At 51.8% G+C, this 23,900-nt stretch carries 19 protein-coding genes and 1 pseudogene; 8 read left to right on the plus strand and 12 right to left on the minus strand.

The window, feature by feature from the left end; all coding sequences use genetic code 11:
* Window positions 1–31 precede the first annotated feature (31 nt).
* From BS29_RS14045 to BS29_RS14055, 3 genes are all read right to left on the minus strand, one after another.
* Window positions 32–436, minus strand: coding sequence for a DUF6326 family protein (locus BS29_RS14045; protein ID WP_229954265.1), 405 nt, complete (start codon window positions 434–436; stop codon window positions 32–34).
* A 138-nt stretch (window positions 437–574) separates the two neighbouring features.
* Entirely contained in the window at window positions 575–1,426 is an 852-nt protein-coding gene (locus BS29_RS14050) for a DMT family transporter (RefSeq protein WP_229954266.1), read from the minus strand.
* Window positions 1,423–1,632 (minus strand): hypothetical protein, encoded by a 210-nt coding sequence (locus BS29_RS14055; protein WP_229954267.1) that lies wholly within the window; start codon window positions 1,630–1,632, stop codon window positions 1,423–1,425. Before BS29_RS14055 ends, BS29_RS14050 begins: the two co-directional genes overlap by 4 nt.
* A gap of 394 nt (window positions 1,633–2,026) precedes the next feature.
* Here BS29_RS14055 and BS29_RS14060 point away from each other — a divergent pair, with 394 nt between their 5' ends.
* Window positions 2,027–3,145, plus strand: coding sequence for a serine hydrolase domain-containing protein (locus BS29_RS14060; RefSeq protein WP_229954268.1), 1,119 nt, complete (start codon window positions 2,027–2,029; stop codon window positions 3,143–3,145).
* Window positions 3,146–3,167: 22 nt separating this feature from the next.
* On the opposite strand, the gene BS29_RS14065 is transcribed toward BS29_RS14060, so the two are convergent.
* The 3 genes from BS29_RS14065 to BS29_RS14075 all read right to left on the minus strand — a co-directional run bounded on the left by BS29_RS14065 (window position 3,168) and on the right by BS29_RS14075 (window position 4,919).
* Window positions 3,168–3,980 (minus strand): pectate lyase, encoded by an 813-nt coding sequence (locus BS29_RS14065; RefSeq protein WP_229954269.1) that lies wholly within the window; start codon window positions 3,978–3,980, stop codon window positions 3,168–3,170.
* Window positions 3,962–4,450, minus strand: a complete 489-nt coding sequence (locus tag BS29_RS14070) for a DoxX family protein (RefSeq protein WP_229954270.1) — start codon at window positions 4,448–4,450, stop codon at window positions 3,962–3,964. Before BS29_RS14070 ends, BS29_RS14065 begins: the two co-directional genes overlap by 19 nt.
* A 67-nt stretch (window positions 4,451–4,517) precedes the next feature.
* A complete protein-coding gene (locus BS29_RS14075; protein WP_229954271.1) occupies window positions 4,518–4,919 on the minus strand; it encodes a hypothetical protein in 402 nt (133 codons plus the stop codon).
* Window positions 4,920–5,204: 285 nt separating this feature from the next.
* Between BS29_RS14075 and BS29_RS14080 the strand changes: the two genes are divergently transcribed.
* The 4 genes and pseudogenes from BS29_RS14080 (at window position 5,205) to BS29_RS14095 (ending at window position 10,043) form a co-directional block, all read left to right on the plus strand.
* Window positions 5,205–5,693, plus strand: a complete 489-nt coding sequence (locus tag BS29_RS14080; protein WP_229954272.1) for an RrF2 family transcriptional regulator — start codon at window positions 5,205–5,207, stop codon at window positions 5,691–5,693.
* 316 nt (window positions 5,694–6,009) lie between these two features.
* Window positions 6,010–7,584: an ABC-F family ATP-binding cassette domain-containing protein gene (locus tag BS29_RS14085; protein WP_407673713.1), complete on the plus strand. Its 1,575-nt coding sequence runs from the start codon at window positions 6,010–6,012 to the stop codon at window positions 7,582–7,584.
* A gap of 145 nt (window positions 7,585–7,729) precedes the next feature.
* A complete protein-coding gene (locus BS29_RS14090; protein ID WP_229954274.1) occupies window positions 7,730–8,335 on the plus strand; it encodes a hypothetical protein in 606 nt (201 codons plus the stop codon).
* Window positions 8,336–8,741: 406 nt separating this feature from the next.
* A pseudogene (locus BS29_RS14095) lies at window positions 8,742–10,043 on the plus strand (transposase).
* Window positions 10,044–10,220: 177 nt separating this feature from the next.
* On the opposite strand, the gene BS29_RS14100 reads toward BS29_RS14095, so the two are convergent.
* The 6 genes from BS29_RS14100 to BS29_RS14125 form a co-directional block, all read right to left on the minus strand.
* The gene (locus BS29_RS14100) at window positions 10,221–10,577 is read right to left on the minus strand and encodes a DUF7007 domain-containing protein (protein ID WP_229954275.1); all 357 of its coding nucleotides are present in this window, start codon (window positions 10,575–10,577) and stop codon (window positions 10,221–10,223) included.
* Window positions 10,578–10,704: 127 nt separating this feature from the next.
* Entirely contained in the window at window positions 10,705–13,158 is a 2,454-nt protein-coding gene (locus tag BS29_RS14105; protein ID WP_229954276.1) for a porin family protein, read from the minus strand.
* Window positions 13,159–13,375: 217 nt separating this feature from the next.
* Window positions 13,376–13,801: a hypothetical protein gene (locus BS29_RS14110; RefSeq protein ID WP_229954277.1), complete on the minus strand. Its 426-nt coding sequence runs from the start codon at window positions 13,799–13,801 to the stop codon at window positions 13,376–13,378.
* Window positions 13,802–13,927: 126 nt separating this feature from the next.
* Window positions 13,928–17,278 carry a TonB-dependent receptor domain-containing protein gene (locus BS29_RS14115; RefSeq protein WP_229954278.1) on the minus strand — a complete coding sequence of 1,117 codons (3,351 nt, stop codon included), beginning with the start codon at window positions 17,276–17,278 and terminating at the stop codon, window positions 13,928–13,930.
* A gap of 122 nt (window positions 17,279–17,400) precedes the next feature.
* Complete coding sequence (locus BS29_RS14120) at window positions 17,401–18,447, minus strand: FecR family protein (protein WP_229954279.1); 1,047 nt, start codon at window positions 18,445–18,447, stop codon at window positions 17,401–17,403.
* Entirely contained in the window at window positions 18,444–18,980 is a 537-nt protein-coding gene (locus BS29_RS14125) for an RNA polymerase sigma factor (RefSeq protein ID WP_229954280.1), read from the minus strand. Before BS29_RS14125 ends, BS29_RS14120 begins: the two co-directional genes overlap by 4 nt.
* A gap of 699 nt (window positions 18,981–19,679) precedes the next feature.
* Here BS29_RS14125 and BS29_RS14130 point away from each other — a divergent pair.
* The 3 genes from BS29_RS14130 to BS29_RS14140 are packed head-to-tail and all read left to right on the plus strand — an operon-like array spanning window position 19,680 to window position 23,892.
* Window positions 19,680–20,150 carry a helix-turn-helix domain-containing protein gene (locus BS29_RS14130; RefSeq protein WP_229954281.1) on the plus strand — a complete coding sequence of 157 codons (471 nt, stop codon included), beginning with the start codon at window positions 19,680–19,682 and terminating at the stop codon, window positions 20,148–20,150.
* A complete protein-coding gene (locus BS29_RS14135) occupies window positions 20,147–23,260 on the plus strand; it encodes an HsdM family class I SAM-dependent methyltransferase (protein WP_229954282.1) in 3,114 nt (1,037 codons plus the stop codon). Before BS29_RS14130 ends, BS29_RS14135 begins: the two co-directional genes overlap by 4 nt.
* Window positions 23,257–23,892: a hypothetical protein gene (locus tag BS29_RS14140; protein WP_229954283.1), complete on the plus strand. Its 636-nt coding sequence runs from the start codon at window positions 23,257–23,259 to the stop codon at window positions 23,890–23,892. The genes BS29_RS14135 and BS29_RS14140 overlap by 4 nt, the downstream gene beginning before the upstream one ends.
* Window positions 23,893–23,900: the final 8 nt, after the last annotated feature.

Below are 23,900 nucleotides of genomic sequence, written 5' to 3' on the forward strand. Positions count from 1 at the left end.
GGGCTGCAAAAATGCCTGATAAAGAACAGAACTAATCCTCAACCGGCCATCGCCATGCCGTTAAAACGATGGCGAGGGTGACCAAAATTTCGAATATGACAACCATCTTATAAAACGGTTCAGAGCCCGAAAATGTAAGGGCTTGCAGGCCAGTGTAAATCACACCGAATCCCACATTCGTCCACTTGCTGATCACAGGCGGCAGAGCGCAGGAAAGGTAAATCAGCAACGCCGGGATCACGAGGATCAGCGATACACTGATGAGGATCAACTCGGTAGCTTCGCCGAGCGGGCCAATGATTCCTGCGGACATGCTGTCTATCGTCCCGGGCAAGTAGAGACTGAAATAATCATTATAGATGTAGAGCCACATCAAGGCAGTCCACAAAAGCGACAGTTTGATAGGTGTCGGAATGTTGAATCTTTGTAATTGCATTGTTTTGAATTCCTTTCTTCTGATTTTGTAACATGGCAAGAGTTGGACTCCCGGTTTCTACAGTGCCCATAGAAATGAAGGGTTTGAGCTCACTTATACGTTCAGAACTCGTGCGTTCGGCAAGGCAGCTGCGCTCGGTTACGTCTGCATCAGCAATAACCCCGCGAAAATGACCACCGCCAGCCCCGTTCGCTGGAGTCCGAATGGCTCCCGCAAAAAGTAAGCGGCAAAAACTGCTCCGAACAAGACGCTCGTTTCCCGCAATACGAGCATTGGAGCGACCGGCGCCATTGAAAATGCGAACAGCGCAAGCCCGAAAGAAAAGAGCGATAATGCGCCTGCGGGGAAGGCAGTTTTCAGTTCTGCCATCGCAGAGGTCCAGATTGTCTCGCGCCGCCACATATAGGCCAGAACTGGTACCCCGATCCCGTCCAGTAAGAAAAACCAGGCGATGTACGTCCAACCTTGCCCCAGCTCCTGCTTCGAAAACCGAATACCGGCAGCGTCAACCACGCTGTATAAGGCGATCAGCCCGCCAGTGAGCAAAGCCAGTATTACTCCCATGATGGGTAGCGCTTCGGTTCTTCCTGAAGGCCAGGTAAAAGCCATAATCGCCAAGACGATCAATACGAGTCCCGCGACTTCTCGGCCACTCAAGGATTCACCCAATATCCCGAATGCGAAAATACCGGCAATCGCCGGAGCGCTTCCACGCATCAAAGGAAATACCAGAGACATGTCCCCACGTTCAAACGCGCTGATGTATGCCAATTGATACGCAAAGTGCGCGATCGCGCCAGCGACAAGATACACCCAAATCATTCCGGTAGGCGTCGGTGTAGCGATCACGGCCGGCAAGACGATTGCAGCTGAACTGACCGACAGGACGGCGCGAAACACCAGCTTGTCTTTCGATCGCTTCATCAAAACCCCGACGCCAGCGACGAGCACCGCCGATATCAAAATCAATAGAGTTGGAATTATGCTCACTTCGGAGTTGTTTTCCGAAAGCGAGTACTATCGTATTCCAGCCCCATCACCTGCCCATCGTCGACCGTCAATGAAATCGCATCCAGTGGTCCCGGCCGAAGTTCGGCATCTGTACAGTCAACTGTATCAGATGAGTATCCCAGACCCCGCAGCTCGCCCCAGCCAATTGCCGCGCGCTGCTCTTCAATGATCATCTTCGTGATCATGATGCCAGGGAGATTCCGAAGTGAGTTTCGGACTATGTTGACCATAACTTTTCCGTCTGATGAAAGTGATTGATTTCATAAATTTTTCATAATATGGATATTTTTTATCCATGATAAACTTGCTTTGTCAACAAAATCATTGGGCTGTCGTGTGAGACACCAATTAAGAAAGGGTCACCTGTGAGAAAATGCGAGGTCGCCAACTATCCAATCTTTGGAAAAACCGAAAGCTCTGCCAAAATAGAGAACAGAAATGTTAGTAGAAACATTGCTATAGCGGCAGTTCACATTAGCGATGATCTTCATATGATCGATAGCGGGCTATGGAAAAACATTGGTTGCTCTTGCACCAGCATCTTAAGCTCACCGACACATGGCGACAGGTCAATATGCTATGCCTAGACATCCTGTACGGGCTCTGTTCGTTGGCTCGCTTGCGAGCCTATTTCTGTCAACCTGCGCCCATGGAGACACCTTTGCAGACCAAAGCGTTCAGAACAGACTGGACCCGCTCGCTCTGGATTTTCAAGAACTTTCCAAAACTGGTTTTTCAGGCTCAATACTGGTCGCATGTGACGGTGAAATTCTTTTCAAGAACGATTATGGCGTGTTCCCAGAAGAAGGGCAGACCGTGCGCTATGAAGTCGCGTCAATCACCAAGTGGATCACAGCAATAACTGTTTTGAAGCTCGTAGATGACCGTGTTGTTAGCCTTGATGATCACCTTACTCGGTTCTGGCCTGACGCGCCAAGCGATAAAGCCGACATTACCGTGTCCCAGCTTCTTCTTCATCAATCCGGTATTGATCAGAACTATGCGGCAGAGGGACAGTTTACTTTAGACGCAGCCTCAAACGCTATTTTTGAACAGCCTCTCATCGATCTGGCAAACGACAGATTCAGCTACTCAAACGATAATTATTCCCTGCTCGCCATGATCATCGAGCTTGTTACCGAACAAGGCTATCAGGCATACATGACAGAGACCGTCATGACGCCGCTAGGACTCGAGCCCATCGCTTTCTGGCCGGACGACATTCGTGCATCCGAGCATTTTCCGCCTTTGCTCAATCCTCGAGATTCGGAGGGTCGACAGAAGGATTGGGGCTTTCGTGGCGGCCATGGCGCGAGGCTATCTGTCGAAGAGCTCCATCAAATCTATCTCGGTGTAGTGAATGGGAAAATCCTCTCCCCAGGCTCTGTGAAACTGTTGTTTTCACCTCAACATAACCGGCCGAGCGGCACAGGTATCGCTTTTGGCTGGTATACGAACGTTGACGAAGAAGGTCGCCACCTTGGCTCGACCCGTGGGCACGACGATTCCGGTGGAAACGCCGTTCTTTATCGCGTCGATAACGATGGTCTCATCGTAATCGCAGCGACAAACCATGGTCCCGCCCGTGAACATGGCCCCGGATGGTCTAGAGATGCACGAGATTTGATGCTATCACATTTGGCAAGCGGTGAGAATCAGATAGACATATGTCATCGGACCTCTGGCGCTTTTGATTAGCAAATGGTCTCAACCTCAAAGGCTATTCGAAGATCAATTCTGATCCTTCATCTTCTCTGTAGATCTGGACGACGTCGTCGAAGGAATTGGTGCCAGCAGCGTGCAGCCTGGCACCCTGCTCTACCCAGAATGCGATGGCAGTGTCCGAGAAAAAATTTCCCGAAGCCGAAGCAAGCCCGCCTGTCATCTTGATTCCTGTTCTTGCGCCGGCGATTTTGTTACCAGTGATTTCGATGTTGTACGCCTGCTCTTTGAGTCTTATCGGTTTGGCACAGCTATGGAACTCATTGTTTCTTATAAGGATGTCGCGACCCCGCGTGATCTGAATTGCTTTGTCCTCGCAATCGAAAAACATCGAATTTTCAATGATGATATTTTGATGGATTTCCCCGCTTCGACCTTTGCTCATGGAGATCGCATCTTCGCAGACATCGACGTTTACAATGGTATCAATAGTTACACCCGATCCGCGGATATGAATTCCGTCAGGCGCGTTCCTCATCCACAGATTGTGAAGTGTTGCGCCGGCTTCGAGTTCGAACATCGGCGGCATACCCTCGTTTTGAGAGCAATCTCCAGGCCCAATCCAATCATAGAGAGCTCCGCCGCCGTCAAATGTTTCGGCTGGCCCAACCCGGATCGTTTCGCTGACAGAGATGATTTTTTCGGGGAGGTTTTCGGTCGAAGATGCAGTGCTGCGATCGGCGCCCGCGCACGCCGCTAGCAAAAGTGTCAGTGAGACAGTTCTTGCCATAGATAGCACATGCATGACGACCGTATCTGCAAAGATGCGGTTATGGGATCTCGCCGGCAGGATCAATTTACATTGCGCCATGATTGTAATTTCGTCCCCGATCTTACAGCAAACACATAACTCCATCCGATTAGTAAAATTTGCAGCGGCGCGCGTATCAACAAATACTCCGCACCCCATTGATGGCCACCAAGACCAACCTCATTCATCGCGGCAAATATATTGGCGGGGAAGAATGCTATCAGCGTCACGATGCTGGCAATACCCGCGATCCGTCTCGTGTGAGGTATCAACAAGCATATGGCAATCCCGATCTCCCAAACTCCCGTAACCACGATCAGAGTTTTTCGCATTGGAACAAATGAGGGAAGCATTTCAATCATCCCCTCTGTTCTCATGAAGTGGCCACTTGCGAAAAAGAAATAGGCAAGCGAAAGCCCGGTTATACCACCCAACATGGTCAGGCCATGAATCCTGGTTATCTGACCGACCGCTGCGGTCACAACCAAAGGCAAGATAAGCAATAAACAGATGACAAGCGGTGTAATCATGAACATCTCCCACTGACCCACTAACGGTCTGATCCTACTGGACAATTGCGTGAACTAAGCTCTTGTTTCATAGAAAGAAGCTTCCGAAGCCAACGAAGCAATACCATGTGCCAGCTATGAAAAATCCGATTGCCGACAGGTTGAGACTGACCATTGCATCACCGGACGCACGGACTGTCGATTTTGGAAATGCGATCAAAACAAAACCTTTTGCGACCGCCGCTACACCGAGCATCGTAACCGAGAACTGGACGATCCCCGACCAGTCGAAATGCTGGGTCAATATCACCATGCCTATCACAAAATGCACGGCACCCGAAAGATTGACCAAGACCGGATGAGCGCTTGCGGTGTCAGTAATCATCTGTTCGTAATATTGGCGAGAAGCCACAAAACCCAATGCTGAAACGAGGAGATAGGGCCCGGCAATTCGGGCTATTGAAATTGATTGATCAGATGCTTCCAGCATCGGTGTATCTCCTAAATTTGTGGCAAATAAAAAGGTAGTCACAGCAGACCATGGATGGCTTCCAGCCTTTAGATGGTCCGTTGACATGTGCTTACCTTTGCCTATGCCGGCCTGAAATCATCAATGTGAAGCTGGCGATGGGGGCTTCCGACAAATGCTGTCGCCTACAAATTGGCATTTAGCGTGACTCGAACTGCCTTCTCCTTCACTCCACATTTCGGACACAGGCACATTGACATTCACAGAACATGGATATACTTTATCCGTGATAAAATCGGGGTCAACATGAAATTAAGCGCCGGCATCGAACAGGCCATCCACTGCGTCACCATGCTAGCGACCCTTCCTGACGAGGGATTACTGTCAGCTGCATCGTTGGCAGAGTTTCATGGCGTATCGCCGAGTTATCTCCTGAAGCACCTTCAGGCCCTGTCAGGCGCAGGCATTTTACAAACTGTCTCCGGGCCAAAGGGTGGCTACCGTCTCGCCAAAAGGCCGGACGATGTTACGCTTCTCGATATAGTGCTGGCGGTAGAAGGCCCGGAACCTGCATTTAGATGCCAGGAGATAAGGCAAAATGGACCAAACCCGCTTCCCAAAAAGTATTTTCGGCGCCCTTGCCAGATAAATGCGGCAATGCTGCGCGCAGAGAAGGCTTATCGCAAGGAACTGGGGCATGTAAGGGTTCAGGATTTGCTGGATGAGGTTCAGGCAGACGATGATGGCGCGATCGCGGACCGCAGTTGCCTCTTCTTCGAGGAGCATATGCGCTGATTTGGTGCCGCCGACATCAAAGCGGCGTGACCAAGACATCATCTTCGGCAAATGTGCAGTACTGCGCATTGACGCTTCATCCATCGGCAGGTTGAGCAATTCGGGTTACTCGCGTTCAGCCAAGATAGGTCGTCCTAGCCGCATACCTGCCGTCGAGGTGGAACAAGCTTGGTAGCCTGCATTGCCTTTTGTAAGCTTCAAGTTGAGTTTTGTTGAGTCAACAGCTATATTAGTTGCTCACCAACGAACGAAGACAGATCATGGATTTTACGCTCATCAACTGACCCGTCCAGGTTTCCTGAAGTGAGCATCATCCATGTCTTCCATCGTCATCGCCGGCCTAAGCTGGCACACTCCAAACAACTCCTATCTTTTCAATAATTTGAATCTCTCCTTTGAGCCGATCCGAACTGGGCTTGTTGGTCGGAATGGAACGGGCAAGACCACACTCTTGCGCTTGATCGCTGGCGAAATCCTTCCCGCTACTGGCACGATCACCAAGTCGCCATCTATCGGGTTCCTGCGACAAAACCCCGAACTGCCTCCGAAGGAAACGCTTGCCGATCTTTTCGGTATTCAGGATCAGTTCGCCCTGTTGAGACGTGCAGAACAGGCGGAAGCGACTGCGGACGATCTTTTGGATGCAGATTGGACTTTGGAAGCCCGGCTGGAAGCTTCCCTGTCAACCATGGGTCTCGATCAACCTCTCGACACTCCGATCAGCACGCTCTCCGGCGGGCAGCGCATGCGCGCGAGGCTTGCGGCGCTTATGTTCGCTGAACCGGATACGCTTTTGTTGGATGAGCCAACCAACCACCTAGACCGGGCTGGACGCTGTCTTGTGATCGATGCCCTTCGCGCATGGAACGGGTGCGTGATTGTCGCCAGCCATGACCGGAAGTTGTTGAATGCGATGGACGCAATCGTCGAACTGACGAGCCTGGGCGCGCTCAGCTATGGCGGCAACTACGACGAGTATCGCGAGATGAAAGCCGCCGAACTGGCATCGGCCGAGGCCAAATTGGTGCGGGCAGAACACGCCCTATCCAGCACGCACGCTCGCGCACAACTCGCAGCGGAGCGGAAGGCGCGCACCGACCGACAGGGCAAACGACTCCGCGCGTCCGGTAGCCAATCGAAGCTCGTTCTCAACGCTGCGAGAGAACGAAGCCAATCTTCAGGCAGTGCTGCAGCACGTTTGCGAAACCGACAAGCCTTGGCGGCCGAAAATGCCTTTGAGATGGCCCGGGCGGATGTCGAGATTTTGCAGCCACTCAGCATTGAGATTCCTCCTTCGGGGCTTGTCGCGGGTCGTGATGTGCTGCACCTCGAAGACCTGTGCTTCCAATATCCAGATAGGCCACCGCTTTTGGAGGATATATCCTTTGCGATCCGCGGCCCGGAGCGGGTTGCCATCGAAGGTAGCAATGGCTCGGGAAAATCAACACTGCTTGCGTGCATCCACGGCGATCTTCAACCGCAAAGCGGATCGGTTGCGGTTCATGTTCCAATGGCGCTGTTGGATCAAGATCTTAGCCTTTTGAAGGCGGAAGAGACAGTGCGAGAGGCTCTCGCGCGGCTTGATCCGGACGCCAGCGAGAATGATCGGCGGGCGGTGCTGGCGCGTTTTTTGTTTCGAGGCGAAGACGTGAAGCAGAAGATTGGCGCACTCAGCGGCGGTCAGCGACTGCGCGTGGGTCTGGCCTGCACCCTTGGGCACAGCCAGCCAAGCCAGCTTTTGCTGTTGGACGAACCGAGCAACCATCTCGATATCGAGGCTATCGAGACACTTGAAGCGGCTCTGACCCACTACGACGGCGCGATCTTGGCCGTCAGCCATGATCAAGCATTTCTGGATGGTATAGGCGTTGCGCGAACGCTGTCCCTGTGAGGGTGTTGTCAGACTAATTGAACCCGTTGCAGATTAAGTTGGCGAGAGTAGGGGATTGAGGCCCAAAAGTTGCAAAACTGATAGCCCATTCATACGCTTCAACTCATCGTCCGGGGGCATTCGGTTGTTTCGCAAGAATGTCAATTTGAAGCTCAACCGTGACTGGCGCTTCCTGGGGTGGCTCAACTTCGCGATAGCGGATAATGATGCAGCCAATATCCCTGCTGCCGACTTTTTCAAGGGCGTGGCCGGCTTTGTCTATCGCCCAGTGGACAATGACAAGCTAAATATCCTGGCGTGCTATAACTACTTCCGCGATCTCGGCCCTGTAGGTCAAGTGACGAAATGCGGTGAGGCCGATGGTCCAAAACAGGTCGGCCCGATTGTCTCCATTGATGCAAGCTATGACATCTCTCAATGGCTCACTTTGGGTGCCAAATATGGTTATCGTCAGGGTCGCGTATCATTGGGCCGGGGCAGCGATGAATTTGTGTCCAGCAATACCCATCTCGGTGTGATCCGCGGTGACGTGCATGTGGTGAAAAACTGGGATCGCCTAATCGAAGGCCGCGTACTAACCAACGATATCGCCGACAATACCCGATACGGCGTGCTAACCGCTATCTATCGCCATGTCGGCAATAATGCCAAAATCGGCGTCGGATACAGCTTCACAGACTTCTCAGACGACCTCGGAGACCAGAGCCACGCAAGCAAAGGCTTCTTTATAAACCTGCTCGGAAAATTTTGATGATGGTATGTAAGATATGACGGCGGACAAGAATATCCTCCTTTTTCCTTGAAAGGTTTCTGCACGATAACTGAGAGCTATTCCTGCATGTCGGATAATCCATTAAACGAAGCTCCTAGTGCAATGATAATGAGGGTTACCGCGCACAGTTCAATTTTTTTGACCGATCTAGGTAAGATGGCATGAGCTATTCGGTTAAATGTCAGGTGTCAGCTCAGAATACGAAAAGTCTACTTTAGCACCAACGCCAAAAACATCCGAACAGTCCGCTTCTGGCAATATTCTGTTGAAAAACTTTATTGATCGATGACTGGATTGGTGATTCAGTTTTCCTGTGACGGCAGGAGATTAAGAGATGATGAGCGATCGGACGGCAATATAGGAAACGTTATTTTACAGCTTCCGTATTGAGGATCATGTACCTGAGGATCACCTCTTGCGGGTCATTGACCGGTTCATCGATCTCGACGGTATCCGGGAATACCTGAAGCCGTTTTACAGCTCAGCTGGGCGTCCATCGATCGATCCCGAGTTGATGATCCGGATGCTGATCATCGGCTATTCCATGGGCATTCGCTCGGAACGGCGACTGTGTGAGGAAGTGCATCTCAACCTTGCCTATCGCTGGTTCTGCCGCCTCGATCTTGATGGCTCAGTTCCTGATCACTCGACCTTCTCGAAGAACCGTCATGGCCGGTTCCGCGATAGTGATCTTTTGCGCAAGCTGTTCGAGATGACTGTCGAGCGTTGTATGGCCGAAGGGCTGGTGGGCAGTGAAGGCTTTGGTGTCGATGCCAGTCTGATCCGAGCCGATGTCCATAGGCAGCGCTCGGTTCCAGGCGCAGCATGACGGGCAGTCACGGAGTATCTTGAGGTGCTCGACGATGCAGCCTTCGGCGGCGCAACACCGGTCACTCCCAAACGGCTCAACGTTACAGATCCTGCAGCACGCTGGACTGCGGCAAGCCGGGAACGTGCCTTCTATTCTTACAGCACCAATTATCTGATCGACCTCGATCACGCGGTGATCGTCGATGTGGAGGCGACAACCTCAATCCGGCAGGCGGAGGTGCTGGCGCAGCGCCGGATGATCGAACGAACGCAGGAGCGCTTAGTCCTTTGGCCCGATAAGCTGGTGGCGGATACAGCACATGGTTCAGCACCGAACCTGGGATGGCTTGTCGAGGATCAAGGGATCGAGCCACACATCCCTGTGTTCGACAAGTCGGCCCGCAAAGACGATACCTTCGAGCGATCAGGCTTCACCTATGTCCATGAAGACGACAGCTCCATCTGCCCCGGCGGCAATCGGCTGAGACCATCTAATCGCAACTTCAAGACACCGCGTCCGCTCGCCAATGCCGATGGCTTCATCCGCTATCGCGCAAGCCAGAAGGACTGTCAGAGCTGCCATCTCAAGCAGCGCTGCACGCCCAATATGGCAGCCCGCAAGATCATGCGCTCGATCCACGAAGGCGCACGCGACATGGCGCGCGATATCGCCACCACAGATGCCTATCTCGTCTCACGCCGTCAGCGAAAAAAGGTGGAGATGCTGTTCGCGCATCTCAAGCGCATCCTGAAGCTCGACCGTTTGCGCCTACGCGATCCCAACGGAGCAAAAGACGAGTTCCACCTCGCCGCCGCAGCTCAAAACCTACGGAAACTGGCTAAAATGAAACCGATCCCGGAACTCGCGCCCGCATAAGAAGCACAATGGGAGCGCTCGTCCGCTCTCAGCAGCTGTCTACCATCGGCTCCAAAAGCGACTTTTTCAACAGAATAGGGATAAAGCGGACATTAGACATACTGGATATTTTCAGCTTAGTTGGAGTGTAAGATGTAGATATGTGAGGCCTCGCGAGGCATCTTCTGTTGTGGAGACTTACTCACCACTTTTTTTGGATTTGGGGCCTTCGGATGCTATATCCATTAGCCCGTGCCTGTCAGCATAATCTAGCGCACTAGCGAGTTGTTGTTGGGAGAACAATCCCGGGAATGTGATGATTATTCCATTGGCGCCAGTTTCATTTTCAAACCAGTTTGTCCCCCAGCCAGCTGCGCCTATAACTGCATGCATTCGCCAGTATGCTGGAATTTGGGAAAACGAATTTCCGGTGACAAAATATCCACCGCCCATTCCGGTAGAGATGCTTAAAATTTCTTGTGTTATCCATATCTGACGTTCTGGCTTACCCCAAGGAGATCCCATTGCCTCATCAGGATATATAGGATGTTGCATCGTCATTCTCCTTTTGGGGCTTGAGATGGGTTAAGGGTTGTTGAAAAAACCCATGTCTCGGCTTTTTCATCATCAATTTCGGCATATTCGAACAATTGGGTAATGAACTGACCATCCTATGCACGGCCTAGAACCTCTTCCTGACGGTCAATCGCGCCGTCCGGCCTAACGGATCGATCTCGTCCCGGCTAAAGCCAGCCGGGACGCTGCCATCGCCGAGGGTTATCCGGCGATACCCGTTCAAGAGGTTTTGCACGTCGAGCGAAAGCTTCACGTTTTCCATCCATCGGGATTCTCCAACGTCAGACAAAATATGCGCCGGTTCAACGAAAAATGAAGCGTTAAAAATCGCCGGGGGTTTGTTACGAAAGTTCCGTGCAACATCTATTATTTCTCCATTTTGTACACGCGCGGGGCTGCTCCAGTTCCCGCTCAGACTGGCACCAGCACCCCGCTTGCCAGCGGTAAGCTGCAACGAGAGAAAGTGACGGGATTGGCCGCTGCCGCCGAGTTGATCGATCACCGGAACACCGATCCGCGTCAGCAATTCGCTCTTCAGGCGCCAACGATGATTGAGCGACATGCTTAGTCGCAAGGGATCGGTGCCTGGTTTCCGCAGTTTTGCGATACGTTTCGCACTGCTTGGGCTCGGCAGGCGCAGCGTGATGCTGGAGTTTAGTTCGGCGCTGGTCTCACGAGCGATGTTGATGGCGCGCGCATCAATCGCAACGAGCTGCCCATTCGCATCCCGCGTCACTCTTTCCGGGAAAGCCGCTTCGATAACTGGCGTCAATTCCGGGAAGGCCGCCACGCCGCCTTTCGCCTCCTGCTCCCGATAGCCGACATTTAGCGACAGCGTCTGATCGCCAAAGGGCCGCACCATTGCCGTCAGCGAGAAGTTTTGCCGGCTACCGCGTCCAAGGTCGGGATTTCCACCGATAGTCGAAACGATCTCTGCCGTTTCCTGCTGCCTGTAATCGAATATCCGATTGACAGTTGTGATGATCGGCCCGTCGAGCTGGTCGAACGAAGGCGCTGTCTCGACATATTCAAGGGCCCCACGAAGCTCTAGAAACGAGAAGGGCGACCAACTCACCCCGCCGCCAAATTGCTTTTGCAAACCACTGTCCGACATTGTCTGACCACTCACGGACAGATCAATGGCAAGGTCGCCTAAGGGCCGGATCTCTCCCTTCCCCCTTCGAGACAGCGGCACGTTGAACGACATTTGGCCATTCGTCTGTCCACGGGTCCGCTTGTTCACCTCAATCAGGCCGTCGAGATTGTCGCTTCTTCGATTTTCGGACCGATTGCGGCGCACGTCCAGGGAATAATTGGAGGTCAACGGCCCGGCTGGAAGATCGATAATGGTTTTACTGACATTGACACGAGCATTGATATTTTCCCCGCGCGAACGATTGCGGCTGGCCAGCAAAAGACGATCGTCCAAGGGAGCATAGGGGTTAAACGCCGGATCGCCGGCATCGATCAGTTCCTGCAATCGGTCTGTGTCTATTCCGCGTTCGAGAAGACTATCCCCCCAGTTGCGCGTGTAACCGGCGGAGAAATTGGTCCGCCAATCGCCGATCCTGCCTGACAGCCTGAACGCCGCGCCCACCGATTCCGAACTATTGTCGTTGCGCAGCGCCCGGGTGCCCGCGAACGAACGGGTCAAGGCGACGTCATTGGCGAAGGGTGACCAAGGGCTGCCAGCAGGGACGACAATCATGGCCATCGGCAGCCCGCGCAGCCCCTTGCTGCGGCTGCTGCTGGCGTTAACGTTGAGCGAAGCCGAAAAGTCCCCCAGCGGACGTGTAACCCCCGCGTTAAAGGACATGCTGCGCCTTGACGGTTGCAGGGTTTCAAGGTCGTTGGGATCGACCCTAAACACGCCGTTCGCGGCGGCGGCGAAGTCCTCCGGCGTCGGCGCGTTCGATACCGTCCGCGGCGGAATATCCCGGTCGCTTTTGAGCAGGTTGCTCTGGCGTTCGATGCGCGCTTGCACGTTCCAGCGTGTCGGCCCGTTGATCGCCACTCGCCCCGCCGACAGGGAGCCGCCATATTGGCCCCCGGCAGTTGCCGCTGAGATACCAATATCAGCGTTCAAACTGGAGAAAGTCTTTTTCAGGACCAGGTTTACAACGCGCTTGCCCGATGGATAGCCATATCGCGCAGCTGCTTCGGGCTTCAGGACGGCGAGGCGGTTGAGCGCTTCAGCGGGATAGGAACGGATCGAACTGTCACCATCAGCCGGTCGGCCGTTGATCAGGAGGATCGGTTCTTCCGCGCCGTCGCCGATGAACAGGGTCAGGCGGGTGATCAGATCCTGAATGCTGTCGGCACCCTGGCTGGCGATTTCCTCTTCGCTAAATTCGGTCTCGGCCAGAACCTCAGCCTCGCCATACCGATTGGCGGTCACGACGATATCGTCTGGCCGCACCAGATCGCCCGGCGGGACAGGCTGTTGCGCACCTGTCGTGGCACTGGCGTCCGTATTATCGGCCCGGGCCTCAGCTGCGATAGATGGCGCAAGAAATGATATGAAGGGAAAAAGCACGGCGAGACGGCCCGGTATCATCACAGGACGCCCGTTTTCCGAAATATATGCTCATCTTCCACAAGATCATATCCTGCTCTTGCGATAGCCGATATCCGCGTCCAATCAAAGGCGTTCACCAGACGTCGCGCAAAGCATGCAATTTCATCCAAGGCTAAGCGGGCGCACGGGGGAGAGGGTGGGGGCGTGCGCCCGCTCAAAGGCTCAGGTCTCATATATGAGACGATCGGGGCATCCTAGCTCAGGAGGCGAATCCTTGAACGGTACAGGGTGGACCACCCGTGGCAGGAGGCAGGAAACTATCAATGGTCAAAGTCGTCCCATCCCAATCACCGCTAATATCTCCAGCGCAATCGCCAATAGTGATGGTGGTCACATCCACGTTGAGGAAGGTCAATACGCCGCCCGAATATGTCGTTGTGTAAGGCATATTGTTGAAGTTCAAAGCAGCGCAGTTCAGATCGCCTGGATCCATTGCTATGGATCCTGTGTTCGCGGCTGCATCCAGCGTGAGCGTAAGAGTACAGTTAAGTGTGATCCCTTTTGTGGCCGTAACGAACCCAGTCAAAACACCATCTGGTGCCGCCTGCGCCATCGCGGCCGTAGTTGCAAACTGTGCACCAACAAGAACGGATGAGCACATTACGAGTTTTGAAAACCTATTCATGACTATCTCCTATAGTTGTTTGTTGTAATTTACACACATAATACTTCATGCGAATCGCACTATACACTATTTTTACTTAAAATCAATTCACATTATATTATAATATATTAATGCAATTCTATTAAACTAGAATTTCGTCGTTACGTTAAAGCCTATGATCCGCGGATCGAGCGTAAACACATTGGTCGTCAGGCCGGTGTCGTCGCTATTGGTGAAGGCATCGACAATCGGCGTGTTGTTGAACAGGTTCTTGATATAGAATTGGAACACCAGATCGCGTTCTGCGCGGCCGAAAGTGATCGCCATATTGGCATTGTCCCACGATCTCAGCCGGTCATATTCGGTGTTATAGACGCGAGCGAAGCTTTTCGACTGGCGGTAATAATCGCCGCGAAATGTCAGTTCCCAATTACCATCATCGATGAAAAACGTATATTGCGCGCCGATATTGACCGTCATCCGTGGCGCATTGGGCAGCTCATTGCCGCCGAGATCGGCAAAGAAGCCACGCCCGCCATTGGGTGCGCCGCTACCGCCTTGATCGATATCTAGGCCGACCGTATCCGGATTATAAGGCGCGAAAAAGTCGTAGGTGAAACCATATCGCTGCCAGCTTTTGAACTGACTTTTGACTGCTGGATTAAAGTTTGCAACCCTGGTCGCACCCGGGCAAAGTCCTGATAAACCGGCTTGATTCGGCGTCCCACCAGCTGCGAGGAATTTCTCCACCAAGGCGCGCGGCGCGATGCAGTTGGATGGCACTTGCAACCAGGGGCGCAGCACAACCCAGTCCGGATCGCCCTGCGTGCGATCCATCACGTCGATGGACTGCGATCCGTTTTTCAACCGAGTCTTGAGAAAACCGAGATTCCCGTCAATGCGGAAGGCGCGTGAGGGGGCCCATGCTGCCTCAAATTCCAGACCCATGCTCGTCGCGTCGAAATTCTCATTATAGGCAATGCGATCAACAATCTGCGAGACCTGGTAATCCTTGTAATCGTAAAGGAAGGCGTTGGCGTTCAGCGTCAAGCGACCGCCGTCGAAGCTGTTCTTAATCCCGATTTCGAAAGCGTTGACAAATTCTGGCCGAAAGGTCTGCGGCAGGAACTGATATTGGACGACATCCGGGTTGAAATCAACACGCGGCGGATTGGTGCCGCCGCCCTTATAACCGCGAGCAGCGGAAAGATAGATGAGCGTGTCATCGGTGAAGCTAAACGCCGGTTTCCAGTCCAGCACTGCGCGCCCGGTAAACTTGCCCCATTTCTGACTGATATCGGGTAGTGCGGGATAGCCGCTGTTTACGCTGCCGCCGGTAAAGGCACCAATAAATTCCGGCCCGAAAGGATTGTCAATGCCACCCGCCAGCAGCAATTGGCTAGGAATCTGATCCGACACTTTGCGGTCGCGGGTATAGCGCCCACCCAGGGTCAGCTTCAGATCGTCGGCGACATTCCAGTACAGCTCACCAAACAGGCCCAGGCTTTTGATCCGAACACCATTCTGGCTGAGGAAATAATTATGGCCTTGATTGTCCAGGCTGTCGAACGGATTGCGATCAACATAGGGGCATTCGCGCCCTTCAAAACCAAGGTCGCAGGGAGGTTCCTTCCTCACACGTCCGCCGCCGCCTGGCAAAAAGATGTTTGTACCTGTGCTGTCGTAAAACCAATCCGCGATAAGGGTGAACATGTTGTTGAAAACGTAGTAATCATCTTGCGATTTGAAATCGAGATAGTTGACGCCCAGGTTGAAATTGACCGGTCCATCGAAACTGGATTGCAGGCGCAATTCCTGAGACCACTGGCGATTGCGTGAGCGGCTGAGATCGGCGGACACCATGCGATCGGAACAGCCGAGTTGCGGATCGCAATATATGCCGCCGGGGGTTGGACCTGGGGTTAACGTGGTATCGATAGGTCGACCGAGAACATTCAGCAGGGGTTGCGTGGAATCGGCGAATATCGGATTAGTCACGAACCGGTTATAATCCTGGGTCGAATAGAATCTATCGCGTGCATAGGCGGTCTGTGATACCAGCTGCAGTCCATCCGATGGCTCAAACTCCATATTGAACTGAACCACATCATTTTTCGCACGGAATACCGGATCATAGCTGGTCGAAATCTCGCGCAGATTGCGCGATTGCGTCACGCCGGCGAACGGATCGACCACGCCCGCGCCAATAATCGGCGTGACACGCGGCCCCCGACTCCCGTCCGGGAGGACAGAATATCCGAGGGTGATCTGTTCGCCAGGAACGGCCAGATAGACCAGGCTGCGACCATTGGGTGTGCCATAGGCCGCGTCGTCATAGAGCGACCCCGGCAGGCAGCCCTGGCTGGTCTTGCCGGCCAAAAGATCAGGCAAAGCGAAATCGCCGAATTGCTGAATTCCCGGATCGTTGGTGCACAGCTGTTTGCCGGTGCGCGACCGGTCGTCATCCTCCTCAAAATGCTGCCAGATGATATTGGCGCGGAACCGGTCGCTCGGCTCCCACTCCACCGTCGCCCGGGTTGACCAGAGATTGCGACCGTTGACGGACTGCTGCGTAAAAGTATTGTAATCAAACCCGTCGCGCTTGGTCCACGCGCCCGCGACGCGGACGCCCAGCGTATCGGCCAGCGGCACGTTGAGCATACCGCTCAGCCGCCGCGTTTTATAGCTGCCGACCTCTGCCTTTAACTCGCCAGCAAAATCGGGGCCCGGCAGCGCCGAGATGACGTTCACCACGCCTGCCGTGGCGTTGCGCCCATAAAGTGTACCCTGCGGGCCGCGCAACACTTCCACCCGTTCCAGATCAAAGAACTCCTGTTCAAACAGCCGGTTACGCACCAGCGGCGTGTTGTTGAAACTGACCGCGACGGCCGGATCGCTCGACGCCGAAATCGCCTTGGTTCCGATCCCGCGGATCGAGAAATTATACATGCTGAAATTGCTTTTCGAGAAGCTGACATTGGGCACCGCGCGCAGCAGTTCCGATCCGCCTTCGATCTTGCGATCATCCAGAGCCGATGACGACAAAGCGGTCAGTGCGATCGGCACGTCCAATATGCGTTCCTCACGCTTTTGCGCGGTCACGATGATGATATTGCCGTCATCTTCCTGGTTCTCAAAAGACTGATTTTCAGGTGCTGTCGTCTGACCGTTCGCTGATTGCACAAGAAAGGCGTTATTGCTGGTGACGGTATAGCGCAGCCCGGTGCCTCGCAGTAATTGCTGCAAGGCTGCTTCGGGGGCGTAATCGCCTTCAATGCCGCTGGTAACTTTGCTGCGAGTAATGTCGGAAGAGAAGAGAATTTCGCGGCCGCTCTTCAGCGAAAATTCTTTTAGCGCAGCGGCAAGTGGCTGGGGATCAATATCGAAGCTGACCGACTGGGCCAGAACAGGACTGGCCACAGCCAGTGCGATTGAGGCAATACCTGTCTTGAGCAAGTTTTTCGAAATAGCACCCTTAATGGCCGTGCTGCCCTTCATATCCAATCTCCCTATTTTTCATTTTGCGCAGAATTTTTTCCGCTGCTGATAGGGAAGAGCGAACCGGTTACAAAAACCCGCCATATTTTTTCTGTATTGGTAGCTTTTTTATTTCCGGCCGGTTATCGGGCCGCGGGTTCAAGCAGGATTTCGGTTTCGCTTACCTGCCTTGCCCGGACACCGAAATAGGCCTCCAGCGCCTCGACAAAACTATCCTGTTTGCCGGTGATGAACATGCCATTGATCCGCGTATTGGCAAGCGTTGGATCGGCAATTGCCAACTTTACCGTGCTATAGCGGTTCATCTCATGCACTGCGAGACCAAGCGGCATGTCGTCAAACACGGCATTACCCTTGCGCCAGGACAGAGCCGTGGCGAGATCGGCCTTGCGTCTGGATACGGGGCCCACGGGACGACCGCTGAGCTGCTGACCCGCCAGGAGCGTCGCAGCCGATTGGATGCTTTCCGTGCCATCGGCATCGAGCCGCTTCACCGCAACCTTGCCTTCGGTGACAATCACTTCGACCTTGTCGCCGATCGTTTTGACGTCGAACGCTGTGCCGACCGCGATCACCTTGTAGTTACCGGCATAAACGACAAATGGGCGGTCGGGGTTATGCGCAACTTCGAAATGCGCCTCGCCCTTCACCAAGCGAATGGCCCGTTCGTCTGCGCTGTAGCGCACATCGATCTCGCTTTCCGTATTGAGCGTGGCGATTGACCCGTCGGAAAGCGGAATGTCCGTGCGCTCACCAATGGCGGTAGCAAAGATCGGTGTGGGGATGCTTGTTGCCAAGGCATCTTCGCCAGGTGCAGGGCCCGGCTGCATGAAAAACAGCGTGGCGCCGAAAATGACAGCGAGGCTCGCTGCGATTGCGCTGCCAATCGGAAGCCACCCTATGCGCCTAGGGCGCGTATCAACAGCTTCCTCGCTTCGTGCCAGCGCAGCCGCGCGCATCGATTGCATTTCCGGAATGGCGGCAATCGATGGAAGCTCCCCGATCATCTTCTGCAACCTGTCGAAGGCCTGCGCGTGGGCGGGGTCAGCATTTTTCCATTCTTCATGCGCGGCGCGGTCGGCGGCGCTGCAATCAGGTGCGCGCAAACGTGCGTCCCAAAAGCCCGCCGCTTCCTCAACGTCCATATCCTTGATGACAGCCCGGGTCACCGCTCGCGTCCTACTCGTTTCAGCAAAAATGCATTCGCCTGCGCCAGATGGCGTTCGACCGTCCTTATGCCGATATTCAGATCCTGCGCAATCTGCATCTGCTTGTGTCCTTCAAAGTGATAGAGAACGAATATGTCCCGCGTCTTTTCCGGCAATTCATAAAGCGCGGAAATCAGATTCGCTACGGCCTCTTTATCAGCTAAGACGGTTTCGATTGAGATTCCCGCCACTATATGTTCGTCTTCGTCGAACATATCCTGCAGATCTGCTCGGCTGCTCGCCCGTTTGCGATAATATTCCGCGATGGATGTGCGCGCGGTCTGGAAAAGATAGCCCTCGACCGTCTCGATCGAGGCAAGATCAGCGCGACGTGCGAGGCGCACGAAGACATCCTGCACCAAATCGTCGGCTTCTCCGGGTGATGAGACGCGCTTTGCGAAATAGCTTTTGAGAGCCGGACCGAATTCGCGGGCCCATAACTCTAATAGCACACGATCGTCGCTGCGCAGCGGTTTCAGAGGAGGCCTAGCCATCGCTTATGATCGTCCCGAAAGCATACAAAAATGCTATTCTGAATTTATGATATTGGCAAGCTGGAGGCGATTGGCGCAGATTACTGCGGTGTTAGGCTCCATTTAGAGTGATTAACTTCAAAGGCATTTGGGCACCATCTTCTGCTTCCCAGCGGAGCTCTGTTACTTCTTCATTATTCCCAGCACAGGCCGTATCGTCAGCAAGTCGACTCTTGCCAGTCTCCACAAAGTCCTTCGACCATTTACAATAAACACTTTGTGCAATGCTTTCCTGGTCGCATAGCTCAGCAAAACGTCATCGCCGCTAAAACCCTCTAGCACAATGCGTATCTTCCCTTCTGCGCCATATTGTTTGCGAAGCTGCTGACGGATGTTCTTCAACAACCGCCCTGCAGAGGACTTGGAATTTTTCTGTTCTAATCTCATCTTCGTTCCCTACGTCACTGCGAGGACACCGAAACACTCACATGCTAGATAAGAGCTATATGGCTATCGATCACTGAAGGAGGAAACACACTTGGTATAAGCGCAAGCTGCCACCTCGCCCATCAACATAAGATAAATTATCAACCTAATTTCTGAGAAGACCGCTGATGTCGAAAAGGCAAATCAAAGTGGAACATATAAAGAACATTTAAAGTTGACATAATCGCCGACCCCACCTAGTTTGTTATAGACCACAAACTAGCAAGGCAGTCTTTGAAGCTTACACCGTCACAATTTCGTAACGCACTCGGTATCACCCAAGAAACCCTTCGGCACTGGCGCAATATGTTGCCCATTTTTCATGGGCGTTTGGGATATGCACCTGTGTTCACACCCGGTGACTTGGTTGCTGGTGCAGTCATAAAAGAACTTAGGTACACATATGGCATTTCGATCAAGAAGTTCGCAATTCCTTCAGCATCTCTTGGCAAAGTTTGTAACGAAACGCCGTGGAACACCTTAAGCAACAGTACTCTCCTCCTGACGCTTGCTGATAATTCTTGCAAATTAGTGCCTTCGCATCAAAAGTCGAACTTAGATTCCCCATGTATCGCTATTCCACTATCGAAGATTATGGATCGTTTGACCAAATCGCTGTTATTAGAGAATGGTCAACCACAACATCCGTTTTATTTTCCGCTAACCGCTGTTGAAGATCAGCAACGTAAGTTCGGGCGGACATGAATTCCCAACCACGCGGATCAAGCTGGAAACAGCTACTTGCTCTTGAAGGAAGGCGTACGCCTGAACTTTTTGAATTTGCGAAAGATGTTGAAAACACACCGTACGCCGAAGAGATTCGAAAAGCATTCAACGAATTGTCAATCACAGCAATGTTCTGCGTACAAGGCGTGCCAACGATCGCTATTTTGGATCAATCTGAATATGATGCAGATGAAGTTGTCCGTATTCACGCTGCTCTATGGAACCAGGGCTTAGCAAGTGTCCTCGTCAACATAGCCAACGATTTCGTTCGAGTATTTTCGCTTGCGAAGGCGCCAGGTGCAGCAGACGATGGCCAATTTGAAGATCGGTGCTTGATTGAAGCTATCGATGCTGGTGCCGGATCGTATGCTTTGTCGGAATACATCAGTGGTGCAGAGAGTGGTCGCTTGTGGCGAGAAAAGTCAGAGTATTTCAATCCTAAAGAACGGATCGACTATGTCCTACTGAATAACCTTACGGTTGCAAATGAGCTGTTGGTACAAGATCATCTGTCTCCCAGCGAGTCCCAAGCCATTCTTATTCAAACAATGTTTATGGCCTATCTCGAAGATCGGCGGATAATAGGACCCGACTATGTTGCACAAGCATCAAACAAGGAAAGCTCAACACTTCGCGATCTACTAAGACATGGAAATGTTCGAAGCCTTGAATGCTTGTTCGAACAGCTGCAACGAGATTTTAATGGAGATTTGTTCGTTGCACCCTGTTCGTTTGACGCTCAAGATCAACCACATCGCCTCAAAGCAACATCGATGGAGATATTGCGTAGATTTAAAGAGGGGCGCGAAGAAATGTCTGCTTCTGGAGGCCAGTTGCGGTTTTGGGGCTACGATTTCAAATATATCCCGGTTGAACTCATCAGCGCAGTATATGATCGGTTTTTGGGGAATGATGATTCCGCTCGACGAGAAGCTGGTGCGTACTACACTCCAATGTTCTTGGTCGATTCCGTTGTCTCATCCGTTTGGGAAAAACTACCGAACGACATTAAGTCCAAAGGTACTTTCCTCGACCCGGCATGCGGATCAGGTATATTTTTGGTACGTTCATTTCAAAGGATGTGCGAGCATTGGCGCGAAAATTCAAAGCAAACCACAATACGTTGGGACAGCCTGCTAAACATTTTGGATCGCGTTCGGGGTCGTGATCTAAATGGCGGTGCTGTGCGGGTCGCTGTGTTCTCTCTTTATATCGCATTGCTCGAAGAGGTTACTCCGCCAGACATTCGGAACCTAATCGACAAAGGAAGATTGCTTCCTCCGCTCTGGAACAATACCATTTTACAAAATGACTTTTTTGATGAAAAAGTTGAAGAGTTACAGGTAGATGTGATCATTGGTAATCCACCGTGGACCAGTAGAAGAAATGCCGGCAGTACCGGAGTCGCTTGGTGCAAAAAGCATGGTCATCCGGTACCAACAGGCGAGGAAGCTTGGGCTTTTACTTGGAAATCTCAACTACATCTCAAAAATAATGGAGTGATAGCATTTCTTCTTCCTGCGATGGGATTCCTCCACAATCACGCTAAAAGTGCCTTAACAGCTCGAGTTCGATTTTTCGAGATGAATCGAATTCTTAGGGTAATCAACTTCGCGGACTTGCGTCGGCAGTTGTTTGAAGGTGCAATCAGCCCGACAGCCCTCATCGTTTTTGAAAAAAACTCCGATCAAAATGAAAACTACTTGTTTGATTATTGGGTTCCAAAGGCAGATTTGAACCTTTCGATTAAACGCTTCATTTCCCTCAGCAGCCTAGACAAATCACGTTTAAGAAAATCTGATATTGGCAAAAACTCTCTGCTCTTTAAACAACGCATGTGGATGCGGGCTCCAGAGCACAAATTGTACAAATACTTAGCCGCGTTGCCCAACCTAGGAGACTTCGTCGGTCAATTTGGGCAGTTAAGAAAGCGAAAGATTGCAACGGATACGGGATGGGTAATTGGGCAAGGATTTAAGGCATTTCGAGGTGAAAATTCAGCAACAAGCAGCCAAGAACATTATAAAAGTGATATTGTCGCAACGGTACCGTTTCTACCTATAAATGCTTTCACCTCAATTGCTATCAGAGCTAAGGAACTACAACCCTGGAACCATGATCGCGTTCATAGATTGGGCTTTGAGAGAGCTTTTTCTGGCCCGAGAGTTTTGGTATCAAGGGGAATTCGCACTTCAAAAATGCGGATGAAGGCCGGATATGCAAATGAAGCCTTCTCCTTCCATAGTATTCTTCAAGCAATCGCAGCGCCACCGGGTGAAGCGGATCGAGCGAAACTGATAGCAGCCATACTAAACAGCCGCATTGCAATATGGTTCGCATTTCATGGAACATCTTCCTTCGGCACGTTTTTACCCGAAGTCCAACAAAGTGAATTGTTGCGTCTACCGATGCCGACGAAAAATGATCTACTTGACTCGGAAAGATCAAATCGAGCCGCACAAAAACTTGTTGCATTGGTGGACAAGTATTGGACTGAAGCCGGTGAAATTCTCAGTTCTACGCAAAACGAGGATTTAATTTTCGAAAAAATCGACCTAAATGTTTATGATTTTTTTGGGCTCTCTGAGGATGAGATTGCACTAGTTGAAGATACCGTTGAACATATTCTACCAGCCGCACAACCCAATGCGGGTACATTTCCGGATATCTGGAAATCTAGCCAAAAGACTCATCGGAAAAAATATGCAGAGGTTCTAATTCGAAGCTTGAAAGACTGGTTTACCGAAGAAACGGTGTTTTCAATTGGACTTATTGCCTCAAACAAAGACTATGGTATCCTGAAAATATCTTTGCTGGAAAGCTACGACGTGGAAGAATACGAAGAGCTTGATAGTGATACATTTCAAGCAAGTCTGAAACGTTTAGGTGAAACAATAAACGAGTCTCTCGATCAAAACTTTCAAACCATACCGGACTTAAGAATATTCACTGATAACTGCCTATATTTGATCAAACCTCTACAATATCGATTTTGGCTTAAATCGAGTGCACTGGCAGATGCTGATAGCATTGCCGAGGACCTTCAAACATTGACGGCAACCAAATCAACCCGGGGACTAGCTTCGTGATTGTTGGTGATGGCGGCACTTGGACGGAAAAATTTAAACGCTTCGATGAACGTCTATTGGAACGCATTTGCTGCATCTTACCAGATTGTATTTCATCTTTGGGCGAAAATCCGGGCGAAGACCAGATCACTATAAACTTGATAGCGAGATTTCATCTTGATGAAACAATCCGCAAGATATTCCATCACTGGGAATATCAATTTGAACCCTTTGGGGAAGATGAGAGCGGCGCTTCCTTTAGTAAGGGCAAAATTGATTTTGCGGTATTCTGGGACTTAGAGCGTGAAAAGTACCTCGCATATGAAGCCAAACGACTCAACGTTACATCAAAAAACGGATTTGCTTCACTCGCCACAGTGTACGTTACTGAGGGTCTAATAAGGTTCGTGACTGAACAATATTCGGAAGGTTTACCCGTCGGTTGTATGATAGGCTACGTTATAGATGGGAACATAGCTTCCGTGCATCCAAAAATCGAGAAAGCTATCTCTGACAAATCAACTCTGGTGGGTCTGATTAGTGGTCCAACAGACTTACCTTCAATTGCCAAATCGACGAGATTTGAAACCGACCATAAGCGTAAAAAGGGCAGCAGTAAGATAAATATCCGACACGCCCTAGTAAGCTGTTAGGGCTTTTT

Source organism: Parasphingorhabdus litoris DSM 22379 (genome assembly GCF_020906275.1).
Classification (GTDB): domain Bacteria; phylum Pseudomonadota; class Alphaproteobacteria; order Sphingomonadales; family Sphingomonadaceae; genus Parasphingorhabdus; species Parasphingorhabdus litoris.